General features: G+C 44.1%; 20 protein-coding genes. 8 read left to right on the plus strand and 12 right to left on the minus strand.

What is annotated here, in order from left to right; translation table 11 throughout:
* Positions 1 to 95: 95 nt before the first annotated feature.
* Positions 96 to 1,319 carry an ABC transporter permease gene (locus tag ACTVAI_RS02095; RefSeq protein WP_443473620.1) on the minus strand — a complete coding sequence of 408 codons (1,224 nt, stop codon included), beginning with the start codon at positions 1,317 to 1,319 and terminating at the stop codon, positions 96 to 98.
* Positions 1,316 to 2,053 carry an ABC transporter ATP-binding protein gene (locus ACTVAI_RS02100; RefSeq protein WP_443473797.1) on the minus strand — a complete coding sequence of 246 codons (738 nt, stop codon included), beginning with the start codon at positions 2,051 to 2,053 and terminating at the stop codon, positions 1,316 to 1,318. Before ACTVAI_RS02100 ends, ACTVAI_RS02095 begins: the two co-directional genes overlap by 4 nt.
* Positions 2,054 to 2,150: 97 nt before the next feature.
* On the opposite strand from ACTVAI_RS02100, the gene ACTVAI_RS02105 reads away from it, so the two are divergent.
* The 4 genes from ACTVAI_RS02105 to ACTVAI_RS02120 all read left to right on the plus strand — a co-directional run bounded on the left by ACTVAI_RS02105 (position 2,151) and on the right by ACTVAI_RS02120 (position 4,239).
* A complete protein-coding gene (locus ACTVAI_RS02105) occupies positions 2,151 to 2,603 on the plus strand; it encodes an HIT family protein (RefSeq protein WP_443485761.1) in 453 nt (150 codons plus the stop codon).
* Between the two features lie 25 nt (positions 2,604 to 2,628).
* Positions 2,629 to 2,814 carry an HIT family protein gene (locus ACTVAI_RS02110; RefSeq protein WP_443485762.1) on the plus strand — a complete coding sequence of 62 codons (186 nt, stop codon included), beginning with the start codon at positions 2,629 to 2,631 and terminating at the stop codon, positions 2,812 to 2,814.
* A complete protein-coding gene (locus ACTVAI_RS02115) occupies positions 2,814 to 3,170 on the plus strand; it encodes a YtxH domain-containing protein (RefSeq protein WP_443485763.1) in 357 nt (118 codons plus the stop codon). Before ACTVAI_RS02110 ends, ACTVAI_RS02115 begins: the two co-directional genes overlap by 1 nt.
* 142 nt (positions 3,171 to 3,312) lie before the next feature.
* Positions 3,313 to 4,239, plus strand: a complete 927-nt coding sequence (locus tag ACTVAI_RS02120; RefSeq protein ID WP_443473617.1) for a peptidylprolyl isomerase — start codon at positions 3,313 to 3,315, stop codon at positions 4,237 to 4,239.
* Positions 4,240 to 4,389: 150 nt separating this feature from the next.
* On the opposite strand, the gene ACTVAI_RS02125 is transcribed toward ACTVAI_RS02120, so the two are convergent.
* From ACTVAI_RS02125 to ACTVAI_RS02145, 5 genes are all read right to left on the minus strand, one after another.
* On the minus strand, positions 4,390 to 5,355 hold the full coding sequence (locus tag ACTVAI_RS02125; RefSeq protein WP_443473616.1) for a 3'-5' exoribonuclease YhaM family protein: 966 nt from the start codon (positions 5,353 to 5,355) through the stop codon (positions 4,390 to 4,392).
* A 27-nt stretch (positions 5,356 to 5,382) separates the two neighbouring features.
* On the minus strand, positions 5,383 to 8,097 hold the full coding sequence (locus tag ACTVAI_RS02130; RefSeq protein WP_443485764.1) for an AAA family ATPase: 2,715 nt from the start codon (positions 8,095 to 8,097) through the stop codon (positions 5,383 to 5,385).
* Entirely contained in the window at positions 8,087 to 9,313 is a 1,227-nt protein-coding gene (locus ACTVAI_RS02135; RefSeq protein ID WP_443485765.1) for a metallophosphoesterase family protein, read from the minus strand. Before ACTVAI_RS02135 ends, ACTVAI_RS02130 begins: the two co-directional genes overlap by 11 nt.
* 261 nt (positions 9,314 to 9,574) lie before the next feature.
* On the minus strand, positions 9,575 to 9,934 hold the full coding sequence (locus ACTVAI_RS02140; protein ID WP_443485766.1) for a YlbF family regulator: 360 nt from the start codon (positions 9,932 to 9,934) through the stop codon (positions 9,575 to 9,577).
* 83 nt (positions 9,935 to 10,017) lie between these two features.
* Positions 10,018 to 12,066: a PBP1A family penicillin-binding protein gene (locus ACTVAI_RS02145; protein ID WP_443485767.1), complete on the minus strand. Its 2,049-nt coding sequence runs from the start codon at positions 12,064 to 12,066 to the stop codon at positions 10,018 to 10,020.
* Between the two features lie 292 nt (positions 12,067 to 12,358).
* Here ACTVAI_RS02145 and ACTVAI_RS02150 point away from each other — a divergent pair, with 292 nt between their 5' ends.
* A complete protein-coding gene (locus ACTVAI_RS02150) occupies positions 12,359 to 13,690 on the plus strand; it encodes a hemolysin family protein (protein ID WP_443473611.1) in 1,332 nt (443 codons plus the stop codon).
* Between the two features lie 261 nt (positions 13,691 to 13,951).
* Here the strand turns inward: ACTVAI_RS02150 and ACTVAI_RS02155 are convergent, their stop codons facing one another.
* Complete coding sequence (locus ACTVAI_RS02155) at positions 13,952 to 14,782, minus strand: aldo/keto reductase (RefSeq protein ID WP_443485768.1); 831 nt, start codon at positions 14,780 to 14,782, stop codon at positions 13,952 to 13,954.
* Between the two features lie 12 nt (positions 14,783 to 14,794).
* Positions 14,795 to 16,261, minus strand: coding sequence for a phosphomannomutase/phosphoglucomutase (locus ACTVAI_RS02160; RefSeq protein WP_443473609.1), 1,467 nt, complete (start codon positions 16,259 to 16,261; stop codon positions 14,795 to 14,797).
* Positions 16,262 to 16,366: 105 nt separating this feature from the next.
* Between ACTVAI_RS02160 and ACTVAI_RS02165 the strand changes: the two genes are divergently transcribed.
* The 3 genes from ACTVAI_RS02165 to ACTVAI_RS02175 are packed head-to-tail and all read left to right on the plus strand — an operon-like array spanning position 16,367 to position 20,359.
* Positions 16,367 to 17,323, plus strand: coding sequence for an AAA family ATPase (locus tag ACTVAI_RS02165; RefSeq protein ID WP_443473608.1), 957 nt, complete (start codon positions 16,367 to 16,369; stop codon positions 17,321 to 17,323).
* A 1-nt stretch (position 17,324) separates the two neighbouring features.
* A complete protein-coding gene (locus ACTVAI_RS02170; RefSeq protein WP_443485769.1) occupies positions 17,325 to 18,227 on the plus strand; it encodes a DUF58 domain-containing protein in 903 nt (300 codons plus the stop codon).
* Positions 18,224 to 20,359 (plus strand): DUF4129 domain-containing transglutaminase family protein, encoded by a 2,136-nt coding sequence (locus ACTVAI_RS02175; RefSeq protein WP_443485770.1) that lies wholly within the window; start codon positions 18,224 to 18,226, stop codon positions 20,357 to 20,359. Before ACTVAI_RS02170 ends, ACTVAI_RS02175 begins: the two co-directional genes overlap by 4 nt.
* Positions 20,360 to 20,483: 124 nt before the next feature.
* Here ACTVAI_RS02175 and ACTVAI_RS02180 read toward each other — a convergent pair whose 3' ends face one another.
* The 3 genes from ACTVAI_RS02180 to queG form a co-directional block, all read right to left on the minus strand.
* Entirely contained in the window at positions 20,484 to 21,263 is a 780-nt protein-coding gene (locus ACTVAI_RS02180; RefSeq protein ID WP_443485771.1) for a nuclease-related domain-containing protein, read from the minus strand.
* A gap of 212 nt (positions 21,264 to 21,475) precedes the next feature.
* Entirely contained in the window at positions 21,476 to 21,982 is a 507-nt protein-coding gene (gene trmL / locus ACTVAI_RS02185) for a tRNA (uridine(34)/cytosine(34)/5-carboxymethylaminomethyluridine(34)-2'-O)-methyltransferase TrmL (protein ID WP_443473604.1), read from the minus strand.
* A complete protein-coding gene (gene queG / locus ACTVAI_RS02190; RefSeq protein WP_443473603.1) occupies positions 21,983 to 23,134 on the minus strand; it encodes a tRNA epoxyqueuosine(34) reductase QueG in 1,152 nt (383 codons plus the stop codon).
* Between the last annotated feature and the right edge of the window lie 140 nt (positions 23,135 to 23,274).

Below are 23,274 nucleotides of genomic sequence, written 5' to 3' on the forward strand. Positions count from 1 at the left end.
CAGAATTTTCCTATTCTGAATACACTACTGTTATTTTAGGTTCATTTTCCGCTTCCGTCAAGGTAAACATACAGATAATTAAACAACTTTAATGACTATAGACTGACACCACGACGTTTTTTGATACGATTCACCACATAAATTTTTGCAAAAAAGAAGATAAAAACACTATTTACCACCAAAGCAATGGCACCTGTCATCAAATTCGTACCCCAGACGGTAGCCAAAGAAAAAATAAATCCTTGAACAAACAAGATGCCCATCATTAACCTTGAGAATCCCTCTTGTTTCTTTTCTTCCGGCTGCGGATACAAGCGCACCATCACATTTTCCCCAACGTGCCTGAAGAGTGGCAACATCTGAAATCCAGTTAAATACACTAAAAGTACACCTAAAACGATATTAAAAGCGGGCATTTGTGACATCGCCAAAACCAACGTCCCGATCAGTGTCAGCCGGACATAGAGACCGAAATAGCTGCTTCCCCGCATGAAAACTCGTGCGAACAAATATTGATACGGATTCAAAGAACCCGACAAAATCCGCACTACACCGTCCAAATACAAGCGGCGTTTGCTATTTTCTTTTCCAGTCGGAGCATCAATGAATAGATTGATGAAACGGTTGATTTTTGCCATGCGCGTTGTTTCGGTCGTAACCATTTTTTCCCAATCCAGTAAACGAGAGCGTAAGGGACGCATCTGGCTTTCAAAAATGAAAACACCGACCAAAGCGAGCGCCAGGCCCCCTATTGGATGAACGAAGAACGCCAACAAATAACTCGCCACACCCCATCCATACAAAAACCATTTAAAAGATTTCACCTTGGCTATGGTACCAAACCGCAGTGCCACTTCTTCAATGCCGAGGTGCACCCACTTCAATGATAAACCTATGAAAAAAATAACCGTGACATCAGCCAGCGCAATCGCTTGCCCCACAAATATAATCGGCAGGAACACTGCAGTCAGCAATAATAACAATACCCCAGGCACCACCATACTGCGCTTCTTAGCCTCTTTGATGACTGTTTGCCACTCTGCTTCCTGGGTGACCAAAAAGACCTGGTCAGCCGCCGTTGCCATGGTAGCGATTCTGCCGAAAAACAACAGGATTGCCAAAAGAAAAGCGGCCACTATTTTTCCCCAGAAGAAGTCGGGTGTTAAGGTTTTAATGAAGTTTGAATATTGATAAGCCAGAGCACCCAACAAAAACATTAAGGCAATAACGAAATGGTCATTCATGACGTATTTCGCATATTTACTTAATTTTTTTTGATAAGTCGAGCGGCGTTTCGCTAATACTGTTTCCAAGGTCATAACGCAATCACTTCTTCCGTCAAACGGAAATATAAATCATCCAGGCTCGCACCCGGCATATCAAGAGCCGCCTGCATTTCTGCCAATGTTCCGCTTTGGTTAACCTCACCCTTGTGGAGCACCACAAAACGATCACAATCCCGCTCTGCCGCACTCAACACATGCGTGGACATCAAAATGGCCGCTCCTTGTGCTTTTTTCTCTTTGACGATTTCACGGAAAGTGTAAATTCCCAGTGGATCCAGTCCCAAAAATGGTTCGTCAATTACATAAACAGGTGCATCCACCATAAATGCACACACCAACATGACTTTCTGCTTCATTCCTTTGGAAAAATATGCCGGAAACCAATCCAGCTTTTCTTCCAAACGAAAAGCTTTGATGTAGCGAATCGCCTTCGCCATGGCTGCTTCTTTTTCAATGCCATAAGCGAGCGCAGTCAGTTCAATATGTTCTTTAAAGGTTAATTCTTCATATAAAACCGGTGTCTCCGGTACAAACGCAAAAGATTGGCGATAGGCCTTCGGATTTTGTTTAATATTCATATCATTAATGGTGATGGTACCTGCAAACGGCTGCATTAAGCCGATGATATGTTTGATAGTCGTACTCTTTCCTGCGCCGTTCAAGCCGATTAATCCTGTTAATTCGCCTGCCTTTACAGAAAAGGAAATATTATTGAGGACGGGAATGGCTGAATAGCCACCTGTCAAATCCGTTATATAGAGTGTCATAATCTGTAACCACTTCCTCATTTTTTCTTGTTTCATTATAGCATAGCCCTTTTTGGTATGGTAAAGTAAATACAAATCGAAGAAAGAGGGATCCTTAATGACAGATTGTATTTTTTGCAAGATCATTAACCACGAAATTCCAAATTATACGGTTTATGAAGATGAGAATGTTTTAGCCTACTTGGATATTTCTCAAGTGACAAAAGGCCATACATTGGTCATCCCCAAGAAACATGTCGCTGACATTTTCGAATACGATGAAGAGTTGGCCGCTCAAGTTTTTGCCAAGATTCCGATGATTGCTCGGGCTGTAAAAAAACATGATCCGACTATCAAAGGGATGAATATTTTGAATAATAATGGTGCATTTGCGCACCAATCCGTTTTCCATTCCCATGTGCACTTAATTCCGCGTTATGAAAACACATCAATTGACGGATTCGGTTTGAAATGGGAAACTCATGGTGAGGACTATTCGTCCGAAACATTTAAATCTGTTGCTGAGGCAATTCAATCAGANGATGATTGCTCGGGCTGTAAAAAAACATGATCCGACTATCAAAGGGATGAATATTTTGAATAATAATGGTGCATTTGCGCACCAATCCGTTTTCCATTCCCATGTGCACTTAATTCCGCGTTATGAAGACACATCAATTGACGGATTCGGTTTGAAATGGGAAACTCATGGTGAGGACTATTCGTCCGAAACATTTAAATCTGTTGCTGAGGCAATTCAATCAGAATTGGAGGAAGCATAATGAAAGATTTTACTCAGGGATTACTTTTCGGTGTGATTGTCGGCGGTTTGGTTACGTTACTGAACACACCGCGTAGTGGGAAAGAAAATCGCGTACGTCTACAAGAATACATTGAAGACAATACGGAATCGTTTGAAGTGTTAAATGAGGACCTGGTGCGTTTGAAAGCATCCATCAATCGTTTGACAACGGAAGGTTTTGGCGTCGTGAATACAGCCACACAGGAAATTACCGCCTCAGTGGAGGATTTCACAGTCAAAAATGAACCGCGGATTCGTCGGGTTACGGATCGTTTGACTGAGTTAACGGAAACTGTAGAACGTGAAACTGCGAAGTATGAAATGCCGAAAGCGTAAGTATGACCACCGACTTCCCTGCCCTGCAGGGAAGTTTTTTTAATAAAAAAGTTTGAAGAAACCTTGAATTTTTACCAAATGAAAGTTGTTTGTGATATAGTTAAAAAGGTTATTTTATAAAGAAATGGAAGTGTAGAAACGTATGAAAAAATGGGCTTTATCGGCTTTGACATTTGCAGCAGCAGCTACTTTGGCTGGTTGCGCGGATAACAGTGAAACAGTTGCAACTTCTAATGGTGGAGATGTAACAAAAGAAGAATTATATACAGCAATGAAAGATTATATCGGTGAAGAAACATTACAACGTTTGATTATCGTTGATTTGTTGGAAGCTGAAGTTGGCGAAAATGAGTATCTGGCAGAAGCGGATGCTGAGGCCCGTTCAACAATGGCGAACTACGGTGGCGAAGAACAATTCATGTACATCTTGAGTCAATCAGGATTCTCTTCTGTTCAAGATTATACGGATCAACTTTACATGAATAAATTATTGGTTGACGTTGTGGAAAGCCGTACTGAATTTACTGATGAAGAAGTTCAAGCGTTTTATGATGCAATCGAACCAAACATTCAAGCTTCTCACATTTTGGTGGAAGATGAAGCATTGGCAAAAGACATCATCAAACAATTGGATGGCGGCGCTGATTTTTCTGAATTGGCAAAAGAACATTCATCTGATACAACCGCTGAAAAAGGTGGCGATTTAGGTTCATTCGGTCGTGGCCAAATGGTTGCGGAGTTTGAAGAGGCGGCATTCGCATTGAAAGATGGCGAATACACGAAAGAACCGGTTCAATCACAATATGGCTATCACATCATCAAACGTAACGGAACAGATGAAAAAGAAGCCTTTGATGCAGAAGCTGTGAAACAAAAAATGATGGATGAAACGTTGGCTGACTATGCAAAATTACAAGAAGTAATGGTTGCATTGGTTGAAGAAGCGGACATCAAGATCAAAGATAGCGACTTAGAAGGCGCAATGGATTCTTACAAAGCAAGTGAAGAATTAGAAGAAGGTTCTGATGCAGCGACTGAAGAGTCTGCTACTGAAGAATCAGCTGAATAAAATTTATTTTAAATCCCCGGACTAGGTTCTGGGGATTTTTTGTTTTGTCCTGAGTGGTTCCCGCATAAATCACTGCAAAATCAAAATAATTGTGCAATTGTTCAAATAACAAAACTCCCCAAACCTTAAACTGGTTCGAGGAGTCTCATCTTACTCATTTTCTGGTTTTACATGTCCCAATGGTTTGTAGAATGAACGGTTTTCGAGGCCAAAAATACGCTCGCTGAATGTTCCTTCTGTCGTCCGTTGCAAGGCGGTGTCAATCATGTTGATGGAAGCATCCAGCAAGTCCAAGTGATGGATAATTTGAGCTTCCAATAGATGTGGAACCACAGGCGAACCGAATTCCAGCTTCCCATGATGCGCCAGCACGATATGTTTCAACAAAATCACATCTTCGTTGTCTTCACTGATTTTCAAAACTTCACAGGCTTTGGTAATTTCCTCGTCCATCAAAACGATATGCCCAATTAGATTTCCTTTTAACGTATATTCTGTCGACATACTGCCAGACAATTCAATCGTCTTTCCGATATCATGCAAAATCACGCCACCCAATAAGAGCGACTGGTTCACGCTTGGATAATTATTAATGACTGCTTTCGCTAGCCTTAAAATCGACACCGTATGGTAACTTAACCCGCCTGGAAACGCATGATGGTGGCGTTTTGCCGCCGGAAATTCGAAAAATGCTTTGTGATACTTATTCAAAATATGGCGCACAATGCGGTTCACCGGCGCACTCGTAATCTCGAATAAAGTTTGGTTAATTTCCTCTACCATATCTTCCGTCCGCATCGGTGCGCGTTCCATGAACATCTCCGGCGTATAGGGTTCGCTATCTGTAATCGGACGTAGTTTCGTAATACGCAGTTGCGGATTATTTTGATACAGTTCCCGTTTACCGGTCACTTGCACAACGGTCCCGGCCTGGAAACGCGCAATATCCTCATCCTTGGCATCCCAAAACTTCCCATCAATCTGTCCGCTCTTATCCTGAAACGTAAAGGCGATGAAAGGTTTATTATTTTTAGCTTTACGCACATCGGCCCCTTTAATCAATGCAAAAAGTTCCAAAGGCTCATCAATCTCAAATTCATATATTTTCTTGGCCACACTACCGCTCCTCTCTCATCTTTTAACTTAGTTTAGCACACTGATTTGCTCGGACGAAAACTTTTCTATCACCGTTCGATCAAATGTAAAGAAGAAAACTTGCACCTTATCACTCAACTCACCCAGCAATTCATAAACAACGCCTTTTCGCTTCACATCGAAGTTCACGAAGCCATCATCGACCAATATCGGCAAGTTGGCAATATCCGCCGTATTCTTTATAAACGCAAACCGCATGGCAATGTACAACTGCTCAATCGTCCCTTGCGATAATTCAAACGGTTCGAACACCGTGCCATCTTTTCGGCGAATTTTTAAACCCGATTTTTGGAAAACAATCTGCGTATACGCACCTTCCGTTAATCTTACAAAGTAGGCAATCATGTCTTCCAGGATGTGCGGCAAACGATCCTCTTTACCGTGGCGCAGGGTATCTTCCAACCACTCAGCGGCTACAATTTTCTTGCCCCACTCAACAATCAAGTCATACACTTCCGTTTCCAAAATCGCATACTCTTGCAAGAGACTACTATAGGTCCCACCATCTTCCAGGATACTGATTTCGTGGCGTAAGGACACTTCCTCTTCTTGCAAAGCAGTCCGGTTTTCCTGGAAACTTCTGATTTGACTTTGGTTTTTCAGTAGTTTATTTTCGGCTTTTTGCTTGTCGGGATAGCGTTCGAGCAATCGCTCTTTCCCCGCCAATTGTTCTGCCAGAAAATCGCGACGCTGCTTTTGCTTAGCCTGTTCTTCCTTGGCTTGCATCAATTGGTAGAATTCAGCTTCGTTTTCCACATTGGCATTGTCCAACATAGTTTGGCGCTTGGCATTTATTTCATCCAAACGGTTTTGGATTTCCTTACGTTCTACTTTTAAATCACTGATCTTATCCGAACTATTCTTGGCCTGTGTTCTTTCCACTTCCAATTTACGGTGCAGTTCCGGGAAACGTTCAAAGAACATTTTAGGTTCCAGATGATTCAATTGGAAATGTTCGCGAATAAATTCCGTACGCGTTTGCCAATCGGCTAAAGATAACTCGACTTCTTCCAAACGGGCCACTGTTCGGGCAAGGTTCGTTTCAAGGTTTTCCAACTGGACAGCCGGATTTTCTTCCAGCACACGCCGCAATGAGAAACTCGTTGGATAATGTGCCTCTGCCAGCCAAGTCCGTTGTTGCTCCTGGAGCTGCTCCATCTTCGTTTCCAATGCTTCTTGCTCATTCAAAAATTGTAGCAGGCGTTCTTGCGCAGCCTCTTCGTCTTCACGTAAATCACGCAAACGGCTTTCCCGCGTTTGTTGGGCGATATAGGCTTCCGTTTCGGTAGGTGGTTTAGGCTTGACGAACGATGCTCCAACAGCGACCGCCGCCACCAGCAAAGCATATATGCGCAAACTTGGTAACAAGACCGCCACCAGTAAAGCAGCGATGGCAAGGCCCCACCAGGCAAAATTGGCTTTGTTAGTGGGTGTTACTTGGGGTTTGATTGTCTCACTTTTCCCGGTTACTTCCTTGATTCGTTTTTCCAATGAGTCCAATTCGGTATAACAGGTTGCAATTCGTTGATTTACTAATTCAATCTGACCGGCAATTTTTTCTTCTTCAGCCAATAATTCCCGAATGATTGCTTCGTTTTCCGCATCCACTTTCACCATATTATCCCCGAACCCGTATTGGCGTTTGAACATGACCAAGGCGGCTTCTTCTTGATTCATTTGATTGGTTAACGCATAGGCATTCGTAAATAAGTCCTGTGTTTTGGTATAAGCGTCCTGCAAAGCATGCCAGTCATGCCGATGTTCGTCGTACCAAATGGCATTCGTAAATGCTGCATACACTTTTTGTTCGTTTTGTATTTGGGCGTTCACTGCGGACAATCGTTTTAAGTCATCCGTAATGGCGGTTTGCAGTCGTTCCCAACGTTTCGCCGCATCCGGTGGCAAGAATCTGGTATCCACTGCTTCAATTTTTTCTGAAAGTTGTAGCCATTCTTGATAGTAATCCCCCAGTCGGATTGCTTCACTCAGTTCACGGTTCTCCCGTTCAAATCCAGTGATTTGTTCGTTGCCCTGTTGCAATTTTTCCTGAATCGATTCCAGCCGCAACAACAAGGTCTGGTATTCATTGTTTTTACGTTTGGCTACTTGCAGCTGTTCCCACAACTTTTCCGTCTCTGCCAGTTTTTTGTTCAACTCAGGATTTTTTCCGGAAGGCTTGAATTCTTTCTGGCCTTCCTTGCGATAGCCGTCAGCTAAATTAAGGAAGAGTTCACTTCCGGTCGCGCCGATCCCCATCAAATAGCGATTGAGCTCTTCTTTTTTTACATGCCGTAAGTGTAGGAGGCGGTCGATTTGAAAGGTGTACAAATCATCGTACGTGGCACTGTCGACCCCCAATAAATAACGCGGCAAGTTCTCGACGATTTCCTGGACCCCGTTTTGATGGGTCAAAGTAGCCCGGTCACGATCACGGTTTTTAATTCGTTCGATGGTCACGTTTCCGAAACGTGTGTTTGATAGCGTGAGACGGCCACCGTAACGTTCGCCCAGCTTTGGTTCATACGTATTCGTGTCTTTTTTTCGACGGGAAGGAAAACCAAAGAAAATCGTATGGATAAAGGATGCAATTGTGCTCTTGCCGGCTTCATTGCTGCCGAGGAAAATTTGTAGGTCCTTTAGGTCAGTGAATGTAGCTTGGGTCCATTTGCCATAGCCGTAGATTTCGATTTTTTCAATCTTCATTAATTGATTCCCCCTCCTCGAAAACGATATCCTCGAGGAGTAATTCCTCTGCTTCCTGTAAAATCGTGGTTTTTAAGTGCCTATCTTGCTCCAAATCCGCAAAGCGCGTGCGCACGGTTGGATGTTTGAATAAATCCTGGAGCACGCGGCGATAAGTTTCGTCGTGGGATAAATGCTCCTTGCTGCGGTTGAAACTTTGTTGCATGCGATCGTCCGCAGAAAAGACGAGGCGCTCTTTTTTCGGTGCCAAGGAAATACGGTACAAGTAGACATTTTCCGACTGGGAGATACCAGCCAGGAGGTCCCCGTTGTGGATACGCGTGATAACGTCGTCAGGCAATGCTTCGCGGTCATCGAGTTTGAGGGACAACAGAATGGTCTGGTCCGGTTTTTCTGCACGGGCAATTTCCTCAGCAATCTTAGTGTAGAGCACATCAAGGGTGTGAATGCCCAACAATGAAATTGTCTTCTCTTTCCACCATATCGGTGCGGTATTCACGAAAGTTAAGGTCGGTTCCATACCTTTTTGTAAAGTGACCAAAAAAGCACCTTTTTCGTCCAATTCGTTTGGATTGCGCCCTTGCGTGTTGCCGGGATATACGATAGGTGGTTGTTGGATGAGTACTTGCCGCTTGTGGATATGGCCAAGTGCCCAATAATCGTATTGTTTATTGAGTAAATCCGTGATGGTAAAAGGTGCATAAACGTCTTCGGCCGAGGCAGACCCTTCAAGGTAGCCGTGTAAGAGGCCAATATGAAATTCGGTATTGGCGCGTTTGGGATATTTATCGATCATACGCTCGGTGACCCAGCGTTTTGGATAACTGAACCCCGTGATAGCTGTATTGTTAAGGTAATGTGTTTCAGGCTGGTTTCCAAGTACCGTGACGTTTGATGGCATTTGCAAACGCGACGTGCCGTTATCCATAAAATCATGATTTCCGTGTGAAAGGAAAACCGGAATTTGGGCCGTCTTTAAACGTGTCATTTGGTCGCGAAAAAATGCCTGAGCCTTGACACTTTGGTTATCACCATCGTAAATGTCCCCTGCTATGACCATGAAATCAACCGCTTCTTGGATAGCAAGCGTCACAAGACGCTCGAAAGCTTGAAATGTCGATTGATAAACCCGATCATATAGTTTTGGATGTAACTGCTTCAAGCCTTTGAACGGACTGTCCAAATGCAAATCAGCAGTATGTATAAAGCGAATCAAACCCTTCCCCCCAATCTTGCATCAATTAAACCATTTCACTCGTATTTTTTGCTTGAAATGGTTTAATTATGGTTTATTAAACCATTTGTGCTTCAAAATTTAATCGAAATGGTTTAATAACTGTTAATTAGACCATTTTAATGAATTTACAGTTATAAAATGGTTTAATTCCAACAAAAAAAGCTTTGTCTCCTTTGATCAGCTGGCTTTCTTGCTACCAACTTTGATCTCGAAAGACAAAGCCCGCTATTTTAATAACGATTAATTTTCATTTCCAGGATTTTGTGCGTACATTTCTTGAAGTGGACGAACAATAATCTTGTTGATATCTTCAATAACCGTGCTCAATTGTTGCTCAGCAGTCATCATTTTTTGAATCATTTCGTTTTCGCCGGCACGGCCTGCGATTTCTTGTGCTTTTTGGATGAACTCATCATCCAAGCCTTCACCTGACATTTGTTTCATTTGGATTTGTTGTTGAATTCCTGTGAACTCACCAAACAATGAACGTGCTACTTCATCTGCTTGAACAGCAGTATAAGCTTCCGTCAATGATTTAAATGCAGGTTGCTCGCGCAAGTTACTTTCTAATTCATAAGCAATATCATAAATGTTTTTCATGTCTTCATTCCTTTGTCTTTTACTAGTTCTATTTTAACATTAATACCGTCAGATGCAAAGATTTAATCGAAAATACGTTCGTTTTATCTAAACCAACCCGTCGCCCAGTCCAGGAATTTCTGCGATTCTTCCTCTATTTTCTGACCAAAGTCGTTCAGGTCATCCAGGAAGCCCCCGCTCGTTTCTGCCTGTTCTTCAATGCCCGCAACCGCGAATTCGGTTTGTGGGCTGACGCTCAATAGATTCCCGGTTTCCGCACTGAATAAATCATAGAACATGTTCCCGGTACTGCTCAAGTTATGTTCCGCATCGGTATGGTCGAAGCCGATCCATGTCGCAATCGCGATATCCGGAGTGTAGCCAATCATCCATTTCGTTCGGTCATATTCGCCCCCGTCCCCTTCGGATGTCCCGGTTTTACCAGCCAGCAACATGCCATTATAAGGCTGGGCACCATAACCGGTACCGCCCGGAGCATACGTCCCCATCATCATACTCGTCATTTCATCGGCCGTCTCTGTGGAGGTAATCCGTTTCGTTTTCGGCTTGGTATTATCCACAATGACCGCTCCCGTCGCATCCACGATTTTGGTGATGAAACGCGGCTCAGCCTTCACCCCACCGTTGGCAAATACGGAATACGCACTCGCCATCTGTAAGGGTGACACACCGTCCATTGCCCCAAGAGCAATGTCGCCTAATTCTTTTTCATCTTCTTCACGTATGGTGAAGCCAAATTCTTTCAGTTGTTTGAGTCCTTTTTCAATACCCATTTCATTCAATAAATAAGCAGCCGACGTATTCTTACTTTCCACTAATGCTTGATACATCGGAATGCCTTGGTACTCACTATAGAAGTTGTAGTTGGCAACGAAATAATCCTTGTTTTCACCATATCCGATGGTGTCATCATCCATGATCAAGGAATCCACTTCGTAACCATTTTCCAAAGCTGGCAAATACACCGATAGTGGTTTAATCGTCGAAGCTGGTGGCACCCGCATTTGAGTAGCCCGGTTAAAGCCACGGAACATATGCTCACCGCGTCCACCCACAATAGCCATGACATCACCTGTCCCCGGTTCAATGGCAACTGACGCACTTTGAAGCAAGGTCCCATCTTCTGCATCGGTGAAATAGGCTGTTTCATAGGTCAAATCCATTTGTTGCTGGTATTGTTGATCCAGGCCGGTATAAATTTTGTACCCTTTGTTCAACAAATCTTCTTCATCAATATTGTATTCCGCGATGGCCTCCTCGATCAACGCATCGAAATAATACGGATAATTATAGGCATCATTATTGTCGTAACCATCTGTCAAATAAATACCTTCCGCAATCGCTGCATTAGCCGTTTCCTGGTCTGTAAAACCATTATCAACCATCAATTGTAAAATTAAATCCCGGCGCTCGATACTATTGTCATAGTAATCAATCGGGTTGTAGTTTGACGGAGCTTTCAAAATACCCGCCAAAACCGCTCCTTCCGCCAAGGTTACATCTGAAGCGGGTTTGCCAAAATACTTCCAGGAAGCATCCTCAACGCCCCACACGCCACTACCGAAGTAGGAATTATTTAAATACATTTCCAAAATATCGGCTTTTTCATACTGTTTCTCAATTTCTAAAGCCAGGAATAATTCCTTCGCTTTTCTAATCAGTGTTTGATCGAGAGTCAGATAGGCATTCTTCGCTAACTGCTGGGTCAGCGTCGATCCCCCTCCCACGATATTTCCACGGTTCATGACATAACCAACCGCTGCCCGTCCAATCCCAATCGGGTCAAAGCCATTATGGGAATAGAACCGCTTGTCCTCAGTCGAAATTACCGCATCCTGGATGTGGGCCGATATTTCCTCAATCGAAACGAATGTCCCTTTTTGCGCATACAACTCACCGGCTTCCTCACCATAGCGGTCATATACCACGGTTGTCTGTCCCAACCCAGCCTTTAAATTTTCAACATCCGCTGTTTTTGCTAAAAAAACCAAATAAGTGCTACCGATGAGCACTGCTACCAGCGAGAGCAGGACCATCAATTTATTAATGCGGTAACGACGCCAGAAGTTTTTGAGATTTACCATTTGGCGATGGTACCAATTTTTAATTTTTATTTTCCATTCTTCTTTCATATTCATCATTCCTTTACCTTACTGTTAGCTTACCAAAACTTAGGTCATCTGGTAACCCATCTTAGGTCTGATTCCTTCAACATTGCAAAATTGTAAATTTGATTTATAATTTTATCATAGATACCAATGTTGCGTGGAAATTTTTTATTAAGAAAGAGGTGAAGCCTTTGGGACAGAGCAATTCAGACGATTATTCTCTATAGACCAAAAGATTACATCCAAGTTATCTTTTGGTCGCATCCATCGCTTTACCAAAAGTATGCTTGTGACTACCCACTAATAGGAGGCACATATGAGTATTACGACAGGATTAATACTATTCTTTATTATTTTAGCAGTAGCCGCTTTTTTTGTTATGTCAGAATTTGTACTGGTCCGCATTCGCCCTTCGCGTTTGGACTACTTAATCGAAAACGGCAATAAAACAGCTGAATTGTTAAAAACAATGACGGTTAAATTAGATACCTATTTATCCGCAACCCAGTTAGGTGTAACCATCACCTCACTTGCTCTTGGTTGGTTAGGAGATCCAACCTTTAAACGTATTTTTGATACGCTATTTGCGAATTTCGATATCCCGGAAGGTGCTTCAACGATTTTATCATTTGTCGTTTCCTTCGCTATCTTGACAGCGCTGCAAGTTATTATTGGTGAATTAGTTCCCAAAAATCTTGCGATTACCAAGACTGAGAAGCTGGGCATGAAAATTGCTCGTCCCTTGCATATCTGGTACAAAATCATGTACCCGTTTGTTTTTATTTTGAATAAAGCAGCAAATGGTATTTCAAAAGCTTTGGGACTGACCACTTTCGCCGAATCGGACGATAATGTTTCCGAAGAAGAGCTACGCTTGATCATGAGTGAGAGTCTAAAAAGTGGTGAAATCAATTTCGAAGAATATCAGTTTGTGGAAAATGTATTTGAATTTGACGAAAGAATGGCGCGGGAGATTATGGTACCGCGGACGGACATGGCAGTTGTGTGGAGCGATGACACGTTGGAAGATATCGGAATGCTCCTTCAAAAAGAAAAGTACACCCGCTATCCGGTAGTCGAAGGCGATAAAGATAATGTTCTGGGTGTCATCAACGCCAAGGAAATTTTTGGTGCTTATGTGGCCGCTACGCAAGGGAAAACGACGGAAACCTTTAATATCCAGGATTATCTGCGCCCGGTCATTACCGTAATCGAGACACTGGCTATCAAGGATTTATTATTTAAAATGCAAAAAGAACGCCACCAAATTGCGATTTTGGTTGATGAGTATGGTGGGACCAGTGGTTTGGTTTCAATGGAAGATATCGTCGAGGAGATCGTTGGGGATATTTCCGACGAATATGAATCCGAAAACATTCCCGACTACATCCACCTGGGCCAAAACCACTACCGCCTGGGAGGCCGGATGCTAACTGACGATGTAAATGATGTCTTCGGGCTGGACCTTGAAGAAGACACGGTTGATACAATCGGTGGCTGGATTCTAAATGAAAAGTACGATATCAAAGTCGGCGAAGAAATTGCTTACAAGAATGTAATCTTTAAAGTCATTCAAAAAGAAAAAAATTCAATTGAAGCGATTGATGTGTTTTTAGAGACTAATAAAGATACAATTACTGAAGAATAATAGAAGCGCGAACTACTAGTAAAAAGTAGTTCGCGCTTTTTATGTGCCAGATACGGCGATTAAAAATATTTGTTGGGCTAAACGCCGCACTTTGGCTCTAAGTGCGGCGTTCCCATTTCACATTTCTTCTAATCGCCGCATTTTTGGTCCAAATGCGGCGTTCCGGCCTCGAGATTTTTCTAATCGCCGCATTTTTTCAAAAATTGCGGCGTTCATGCGTTTATTCTGAGCTAATCGCCGCACTTGGGGTATATATTTCGTTTACCACTCAAATCCGGTATTCTCTGGGTCACGGCCGTAGCGGGTTTCCAGATTAATTTTGGCGATGGCTACCAAGTCTTCATCGTTTAGCTTGAAATCAAATAATTCAAAATTCTCGTGAATCCTGCCTGGGTTCACGGACTTAGGAATCACGATTGATCCGCGGTCGATATGCCAGCGCAAGACAACTTGAGCTGGTGTCTTTCCGTATTTTTCACCGATTTCTGCCAACAAGGGATGCAGCAATAAATCCGATTTTCCTTGGCTCAGTGGGCCCCAAGACTCATGACGGATATTTTCTTTTTCCAAATAAGCTCGTAATTCATCTTGTGGGAAATACGGGTGGGTTTCAACTTGATTCACCATCGGCATGATAGTCGCATATTCTTTCATCGCTTCCAGATGATTAATGGAAAAATTAGAAACGCCAATCGCTTTTACTTTACCCGCTTGGTACAATTCTTCCATTGCACGCCAGGTGTCCTTCACATATGGACCATGCCAGTGAATCAAATAGAGGTCCAGATAATCGGTTTGTAATTTTTCCAGAGATTCCAAAAAAGCTTGCTTCGTTTTTTCATAGCCCTGCATGTCATTCCAAACCTTTGAAGTCAGGAATAACTCTTCGCGTGCAATCCCCGCATCTTTAAGGGTCTGCCCTAAAACAGCCTCATTCCCATAAACAGCAGCCGTGTCAAAATGACGGTAGCCAACTTTCAAGGCATGCTTGAGGGCCCATACCGTTTCTTCTTCGTCGGTCATCAAAAAAACGCCAAGTCCTACTTGTGGAATTTCAACGCCATTTGTCAATGTAACGATCGGTGTCACCATGTAGCAGCCTCCTTATTTTCTGATAATATTTTCGCGGTCCAAAGCGCCCTGTTCCATGAAAAATGGCATGATTTGCTCAACTAAAGGCGTAATTTCCCCTGCCTTGTCACTTTCCAACGTCCAAACCAACAACGGTTCATGCAGACTCATCCGCAAGATAAACCATCCGTCCGCAAAATTAGCCCGTACCCCTTCTAGATGATCAGGAATCAATTGAATATCAGCCTGTTCAGCCAAAAATGCCTTAAAGCGATCAATCACTGCCAAACCATTTTCCTGAATCGGTTCTTCAACAATCACAAAACGATATTCCGTAGTTTCTTCAGGTTGTTTCAAATCTTTTATCAAAGCCGGTAAGTCCGTATTTGCCATCAATAATTTGGCGACCAAATAAGCCCCGTCATCCAAATAGTAATTTTCTTTCAAAGCGGCATGTCCACTCGTTTCAATTGCCAAAGCCGCGTCAAGTGCGATTGCCCGGTTGATGACGTTGCGATAGCCGGTTAAATAACGATCCTGTTTCCCGCCTAAACCGACGATAAAATCTTCCACATGTTGGGAAGTTGCGGAGTTGGTTACAATCGTTGCACCTGGTTGCTCTTTCAACAACACTGCTGAAATCAAGGCAATCAAGTTATTACGGTTCAAAGCTTGCCCCTGGGAGTCCACTAACGCCGAACGGTCAACGTCGGTGTCAAAAATGATCCCTAAATCAGCCTGATTACTTAAAACGGCATCTTTTAAAGCTTGCATGGCAACTTTGTTGTCGGGATTGGATTCATGGTTCGGGAACATCCCGTCTGGTTCAAGGAATTGGCTACCTGTGGTATTGGCACCCAGTGGCTGCAATACTTTCTCGACAAAGAAACCACCTGCCCCATTTCCGGCATCCACAACAATATGTTTCCCTTCCAAAGGCTTAAATCCTGCATCAATGCCCTCGCGGATTTTTCCCACCAAATCTTCGGCATAAACCGTCAACAAATCTTTTTCTACAATCACAGCCTGATTACCCGCTTGGAAAGCAGATTCGGTAGCCAGTTCCAGAATTTCGTCGATGTCCTCGTGCTCGGCCCCGCCTGTTGCCGTAAAAAACTTCAAGCCATTGTATTGAAACGGCAAGTGACTCGCAGTGATCATAATGGCACCGTCTACCCGGAAATCATCATACAGAGTTGCCATAAACATGGCAGGAGTCGTTGCCATCCCACAATCGATAATGGTGACAGCGGCATGCGCCATCCCCTCGAATAATGCTTGTTTCAAATCTGGACCGGAAATGCGGCTATCCATTCCGATTGCGACAGTTAATTCCTTGCCCGGAACCCGTTTTTGCAACCAAGTAATGAAAGCTTGACCAATCTTTTTCGTTCTTTCCACCGTTAGGGTTACTTCTTGTTGCGGTGTTGAAATAGCGATTCCGCGAATATCGGAACCGTTTTGTAAAGCCAGCATTGCTTGTTTTTCAGACATACTCATATGACCTCCTAAGGAAATGTTAATTACATTATAACCTTTTCGCCATACCATTTCACTGCCAACCTGTATAATAGAGGTAAGATAAATATTTGAAGGAGGTTCACCATGGCTTTAACAAAAGAACAACTTCAAGCAGTCCGGAAAGTCCACCTGCTAATCGAAACGGTGAATGCAATCATTATCGGAAAAGAAAACATTACGAAACTAACCATTACCGCGATGTTGGCAGGCGGCCACGTCCTTTTTGAAGATATCCCCGGCGTCGGCAAGACGCTCTTGGTAAAAACAATTGCTACTTGTATGGGGGCCGATTTTTCGCGGATTCAATTTACCCCCGATCTCGTGCCAAGTGACATCATTGGTTTCTCGATGCCGCAACGTGGAGCAGAAACGTTCCAGTTCCGGAAAGGGCCTTTATTTTCTTCGATTATTTTAGCGGATGAAATCAACCGAACTTCCCCACGTACCCAAGCTGCGATGCTGGAAGCAATGGCTGAGCATCAAGTAACAAGCGATGGGGTTACTTATGATTTACCAGATCCCTTTTTTGTCCTGGCAACGCAAAACCCGATCGAGTATGAAGGAACCTATCCCCTACCGGAAGCACAATTGGACCGTTTTTTGATGCAGTTGTCCTTGGGCTACCCAACCCCTCAACAAGAAGTCAGGATGTTGGCGGCACCTGATAACCGAGAAGCTTTGGCAAATTTAGAACCGATTTTGGATAAACAAACCTTTCATCAATTAAAAGCACTGGTACCTACGATTCATGTGGAAGAAGCCTTACTTGACTACATCGTCCGATTGGGAAATCAAACGCGGGAAGACCAACGGATTCGTTTGGGAATCAGTCCCCGTGCCAATCAGTTTTGTCTGCTTGCGGCCAAAGCCTATGCGCTTTTGGAAGAACGCAACTACGTGATTCCAGATGACATTTTGGCCGTTTTGCCAGCCGTATATCGCCATCGTTTGTTGTTTTTTGAAAATCTGACGACAAAACAAATTGATGATTATATCGCATCTCTGGTAAGGAAAGTTCAACCCCCGATGAGGAGGTCTTAATATGGTTTACAGGAGAATGGCCAAGCAAATCGCTATCCTCTTAGGCTTCTTCATTCTGTTTATATACACAATGGCATTTCCCGGAACAACTTCCTGGTTTATTTTATTGTTTTTTAGTTTGGTGGTCGTAGTATTGTGGCTATCGACCCTGATAGTTTGGCAACGGGTGGAGGCTGATGTGAATCGGCTCCGCTTGGTAGCGGTCTGGCCTTTATTTTTACCGGATTTAAAGATTCGGGTGGAAAATATGGAAACGCAAATGTCCGCCCTCCTCAGTCGGCGCTTCGATTTGGCGATGAAGTTACCACGGGGGCACTATGATACGTTGACAGTGGAAACAGCGGGAGACGATTATTTTGGTTTTTTCCGGCATCGGGTGCTTAAGCGCGTGCCAGTAAATTTGGATGTTTATCCAGACATCGTGCCCATTCATAAGTTATCCCATCACCCGGAAATCAGGCGTTATTTGAAATTAAGCGCACCAGAAATCCGGCAGATCCGGGATTATTTGCCACAGGATCCTTTGAAACATGTGGATTGGAAGGCTTCGTTCCGCCGTGAAAAATTGATGGTCAAGGAATTTGAAAAAGAAGTGGAACCCCGTTTGCATCTGGTGTTTATAGGATTTCAGACACCACGTTTCGAGCAGCTATTGGCGCTTAGCTATAGTGCCAAAAAGGAATGGGAAGAACAATTGGTTGTGCGGGTTGATTTGATTGGTGGGGATTCATTTTTGACGATTCAACCGAGTTGGGACAAAGCGGCTTTGTTGGCCCAATGGCAACAGCTTGATTTGAAGCATGGCAAGGCGATTGTCTTTGTTCCGGAAGCACTGGTTGATGAGCTCCGTTTGAGTCGCCATGAGCCATTTATGATGGTGACGGAAGCAGGTGAAGCGCGATGAAATTTGTGAAACGCCTGTTTTTGGCAGTCGGGTTCGTGGGATTGTTTTACCCGGTTTTGACGGTTTATGTACCTTTGAGTGAGTTTAGTGATGTGGGCGGCATTCTCTATTATTTGGTGGGAACAGCCTTGGTGACTTTATTATTGCCGTTTTGGTTTACGTGGATTCCATTTCAAATTGGCTTGGTGATTGTCTGCTACCGGTATTATCTGCCCTCGGATTTATCGGGAATGGCCTGGTTTCAGAATGAAATTTCACAAGTTGGAGCGAGTTTGGCGCAATTTTTTACCGGTGCTTCCGCAATTTTTCCAACCAACGTGAGTTTGGTGATGATGCTATCGTTAATCGCATTGTCGGGATATTTGCTGATTGTGCATTTGCGACCCGTAGCTGGAATCATGGCGGCAATGATTTATGTGATGATTTTGCAGGTCTTTACCAAATACGATTATTTTGCAGCGATGGTCCAAATTTTGGGTATGGGACTTTTTGTACTGGGGGTTTCGGGGATTTCAACGACAGTGGGCTGGAAAAAAGCGTTGGGCTCCTTGTTGATTGTCACCGGTATGAGTGCGGGCTTGACCCGGGTGGCGGTTTGGGCGACCGAGAGTTTGGTCTCGCAACAACAATGGGTTGAAAACCAAGCGAAAAATGTCAATCGGTCGCTGGATGAGGCTGGGCTGTTCGATTTGGTGGATTATTACAATTCCGGGGGTAGCTTGACTCGGATGGGCTATGATGAGGATGATTCCCAATTGGGCGGTCCTGTGCAACAAAATTTTGACCCCGCATTTGCGGCGTATGATGATGAACCGCATTACTGGCGTATTTCAACGCGTTCGGTGTATACCGGCGTTGGCTGGGAAAATCCCGATACGTTAAATTTGCTGCCGGTTGAGTATGGTTTTGTAGAATCAACCGGGGAAGAAGAGACGGTTGAAATAACGATCGACCGCGAAGGTGATTTCCCTTATTTTCCATACACCTATCAGATGGTGGGTGCAAATATCGAAGGGGGTGCGTTTGAGTACGTAGTGCCTTCGAACGAATTGTACGTTGATAATGTTGGGGGTGTGGTGCCCTATTCATTGACGTTGGTGGACCTTGAGATTGATTTTGCCGGGTTGAACAGTGTTTCGATTGAGAATGAGTTGGGATTGGAAGAGTATTTGGTGGTACCGGAAAGTGTGCCGCAGCGCGTGTGGGATTTGGCAGCCGAGTTGACGGCCGGTCCGGGAACGATGTACGAAAAAGTACGGGCGTTGGAGCAGTATTTGAGCTCGGACGGCGGCTTCCGGTATAGTTTGCGGGAAGCGTCGGTGTTGCCGGACGGAGCGGATTATGTGGACCATTTCTTGTTTGAATCGGGCGTGGGTTATTGTGATAATTTTTCCACGGCGATGGTAGTAATGGCGCGGATGGCTGGAATTCCGGCACGATGGGCAAAGGGATTTAACAGTGGAACAGCGGCGGTTGACGCGGATGGTGTCGCTTATTATGAGGTAACGAATGCAAATGCGCACTCATGGCCGGAGATTTATTTCCCTGAACATGGATGGGTGCCGTTCGAGCCGACACCTGCATTTAACCAACCGCTTACTAGTGTGGCCAGCAATGAAGATGCGGTTCTTCCGGATGAGGACGATGTTTTGAATCCGGATGAAGTTTCAAAGGAGCCTGAAATGCCTGTTTCCGAGTCTTCATCGCGCGAAGTGCCGGAGAGTACCGAGGTTGGTGAAGAAGCACGTGCTACTGAAGAGCGATACCTGCCGGAATTAGTTGGTGTGTTGCTGTTGGCAGGGATTATAGCGGTCTATTGGTGGCGGCATAAATTATATCCGTTAGCGGCCGAATGGTTGTTGCGACTCCCGCGTATGGATAAGCGTCGGGTGATTCTGTGGCTGTTTGATTTGGAGCAACCACGTGCCAGTGCGCAGACGTTAAGGCAGTATTTTGGCGAAATTGAACGTCTGGCACCGATGCACCGTGCGGTTATTGAACGGTTTGTGGCATTGAATGAAGCAACCTTGTATGGACCTGACGAAACGATTATTGTGGATGATCAAATCTACGAGGATATGATTGCCGTGTATCGGGATATCCAGAAAATGAAAGAGAAGAGTAGTTTTTAAATTGAAACCCTCGCAGATGGAATTAAACCATTTGCGAGGTTTTTTTAAGTTGAAATGGTTTAATTAATCTTTATTAAACCATTTCAACGATATTTTTGGGTCCAAATATTTTTATTATCACTAATTAAACCATTTCACTCGTTATTTTAGGGGCAAATGGTCTAATTATGAAATAAGCTCCCTTGGTCGTACCCATTTGCTCAAAATGTTTACGCAAACTTCGTTGAATTCTTCTAACTTCAAACTGATTATCACAAAAATCACCCACTAGCCTACTCGTCACTTTCACTTTCGGAAACAACAACTGCAATTCCACTGCCCACCTCACGATTGCAGTTTCTGCCCTTTCTTCGCAACCACACTCAAGGCAACGAACCCGCTGCCCAGCTACTCTTGTCCCAAACCCGCCACAATTCTGACAGTCCATTCCTTTCTTCAATTTCTTAAATGTATACACAGGTAGCAAATCATAGTCGACTTTCGCGGGGCAATGACGAGCAACCAACAGTTCACCCAAGCGACGATGCGACTCCCCAATCCAACCATCAAAGCGATTCAGGGCTTTTACCCATTCATTCAACTCGGGGACAAATAAAAATGGCAAACCAATCGGGGCGTTGTACAAATAAAAAGTCGGATCGATAAACACTACCCGCCCCACCACTTCGAAATCAAACCCCCAAGTCTTTAATAAATACTGTAAATTCACGACACAACGATTTAACTGCTCGCGCGGATTTTTGTAGGGCTTGCCCGACTTTTTGCTCACAATCTGTCCATCCGCATATTCAAACGCACCACCCCAATTTTTCACCTCAAATACAATCACTTGTTTGCCCGTCAGCAACAACGCATCTATTTGAAAAAAATTTGCATCCAGACGTAACCGTACATCACGCAACAACACATGCGCACCAACCCTTCCAAAACCTCTCTAAAGCAATCTTCCCCACCTAACCCCCGATCCAAATTTGCCAAATAGGACTGTAACTCCGTCGGCAGCACAAACCGCCGTTCTAACACATGCAAAATTTGATGTATTTCCGTCTTTACGCCATTAACCAAAAAAATCACCCCTTTCTACATATATATATATGCAAAAAAAGGCGAAAAGTTTTATTTTAATTTATCTTTTTCATAAACATGCGTTTTTTCCAAATTTGGGAACCCTTGTTGACGCAATGCCTCATAAACAATCATGCAAGCCGTGTTAGACAAATTCAATGAGCGTACGTGTGTATCATTCATTGGAATCCGTAAACAATCCTCCCGGTGCTCCTGCATGAACGTTTCCGGCAACCCAGTCGTTTCCTTACCGAATATAAAGAAAACATCCTCGTCCGCAGTAAAATCAGCATCCGAATAAACGGTCTCAGCAAACTTGGAAATCAAATATAATTTCCGGTCGCCCAAATAGGCCATGAACGCATCCAAATCCGCGTGTTTCACAATATTAACATCGTTCCAATAATCAAGACCAGCCCGTTTCAAATGCTTGTCATCCGTCGAGAATCCCAGCGGCTCAATCAAATGCAACGGCGTATTCGTCGCCGCACAAGTCCGGGCGATATTTCCCGTATTCGCCGGGATTTGTGGTTCAAATAAAACTATATGATTCGTCATCTATTCCGTTTCTCCTTCAAGCTTCGCGAGCGCCATTTCCATTTCCGCCCGCGCTTCCGCGTCTTCTTCTTTTTCAATGCATTCCTGGAAAAAGGCCAACAGCTCCGCATTCACATCGCGCACAATCTGACCGATGGCCCACGCTGCCGTCCCTCTTAAAACCGGCCGCACGTCCGTCTCCATCACGCGCAGCAATTCCGGCACCGCACTCCGATCGCGGTAGTTTGCCAACGCAATAATCGCATTCCGTTGCAACGGCTTTTTCCCACGCCACGAGCCGGCCAAAATACCAAACTGACTCTTAAATTCCTTATTCGACATCGTCAACATCGGCTGCAGAACCGGTGTTTCCCGGTCCGGCTCTGGTTCCATCTCGGGATGCAGATGGAAATTTTTCCCCGCATTATATGGACACGCCTGTTGGCAAATGTCACAGCCATAAATCACATGCCCCATCTTCCGGCGAAACTCAAGCGGCATATTCCCTTTTGTTTGCGTTTGGAACGACAAACAAACCTGTGCATTCAACCGACCGTCCCCCAACAATGCTCCCGTTGGACATGCCGTCACACAACGATAACAATCCCCGCAACCAAACACGCCCGGAGCATCCGGAGCAAGTTCAATATCGGTGATAATTTCACCTAAATACACATAGGTCCCAAACTCTTCTGTTATCAACAACCCATTCCGGCCGATAAACCCGAGCCCGGCCCGTTGCGCCACCACCGTGTCCATCAATTCACCCGTGTCGACCATCGGCTTAAAGCGTGCTTCCGGCATCTTTTCCGCCATGAACGCCACCAACTGGTCCATTTTTTCACGTAAAATGAAGTGATAATCCACTCCCCACGACGCACGCGCGAAAGAACCGCGACGCACCCCTTTTTCCCGCTCCGGTTTTACGAGCGGTTTGGAAGGATAAGCGAGGGCAATTGAAATAATCGACTTTGCCCCGGGGAAAATAAGTTCTGGATACAGCCGTTCATCCAACACCTGATGTTCAAAACCCGATGTATGACCGTTGGCTTTTTGTTCTAACAATGATTCTTTCATGTCATCAAACGGATCGGCAGTTGTAAAGCCAACTTTATCGATTCCGATTTCTTGACACGCTTCGATAATCTGTTCTTTCAAAGTTGCGTTTACCACCCTGCATTCCTCCCTTTGTTTTGACTAAATTATAGCATAAAAAAAACGTATAGACTCGGTGGCTAGCACGGCGAATCAATACGTTGGATAAGATCATTTCGACTAATATAAAATGGCAATGATATACTCCCAAAATGATA

Source organism: Jeotgalibaca sp. A127 (assembly GCF_052266745.1).
Taxonomy (GTDB): Bacteria; Bacillota; Bacilli; order Lactobacillales; family Aerococcaceae; genus Jeotgalibaca.

Bases quoted from the DNA above. Each gene is read 5' to 3' on its own strand.
- ACTVAI_RS02095 (WP_443473620.1), bottom strand. From the start codon at position 1,319: ATGACCTTGGAAACAGTATTAGCGAAACGCCGCTCGACTTATCAAAAA.
- ACTVAI_RS02100 (WP_443473797.1), bottom strand. From the start codon at position 2,053: ATGACACTCTATATAACGGATTTGACAGGTGGCTATTCAGCCATTCCC.
- ACTVAI_RS02115 (WP_443485763.1), top strand. From the start codon at position 2,814: ATGAAAGATTTTACTCAGGGATTACTTTTCGGTGTGATTGTCGGCGGT.
- ACTVAI_RS02120 (WP_443473617.1), top strand. From the start codon at position 3,313: ATGAAAAAATGGGCTTTATCGGCTTTGACATTTGCAGCAGCAGCTACT.
- ACTVAI_RS02130 (WP_443485764.1), bottom strand. From the start codon at position 8,097: ATGAAGATTGAAAAAATCGAAATCTACGGCTATGGCAAATGGACCCAA.
- ACTVAI_RS02140 (WP_443485766.1), bottom strand. From the start codon at position 9,934: ATGAAAAACATTTATGATATTGCTTATGAATTAGAAAGTAACTTGCGC.
- ACTVAI_RS02145 (WP_443485767.1), bottom strand. From the start codon at position 12,066: ATGAAAGAAGAATGGAAAATAAAAATTAAAAATTGGTACCATCGCCAA.
- ACTVAI_RS02150 (WP_443473611.1), top strand. From the start codon at position 12,359: ATGAGTATTACGACAGGATTAATACTATTCTTTATTATTTTAGCAGTA.
- ACTVAI_RS02155 (WP_443485768.1), bottom strand. From the start codon at position 14,782: ATGGTGACACCGATCGTTACATTGACAAATGGCGTTGAAATTCCACAA.
- ACTVAI_RS02160 (WP_443473609.1), bottom strand. From the start codon at position 16,261: ATGAGTATGTCTGAAAAACAAGCAATGCTGGCTTTACAAAACGGTTCC.
- ACTVAI_RS02165 (WP_443473608.1), top strand. From the start codon at position 16,367: ATGGCTTTAACAAAAGAACAACTTCAAGCAGTCCGGAAAGTCCACCTG.
- ACTVAI_RS02170 (WP_443485769.1), top strand. From the start codon at position 17,325: ATGGTTTACAGGAGAATGGCCAAGCAAATCGCTATCCTCTTAGGCTTC.
- ACTVAI_RS02175 (WP_443485770.1), top strand. From the start codon at position 18,224: ATGAAATTTGTGAAACGCCTGTTTTTGGCAGTCGGGTTCGTGGGATTG.
- trmL (WP_443473604.1), bottom strand. From the start codon at position 21,982: ATGACGAATCATATAGTTTTATTTGAACCACAAATCCCGGCGAATACG.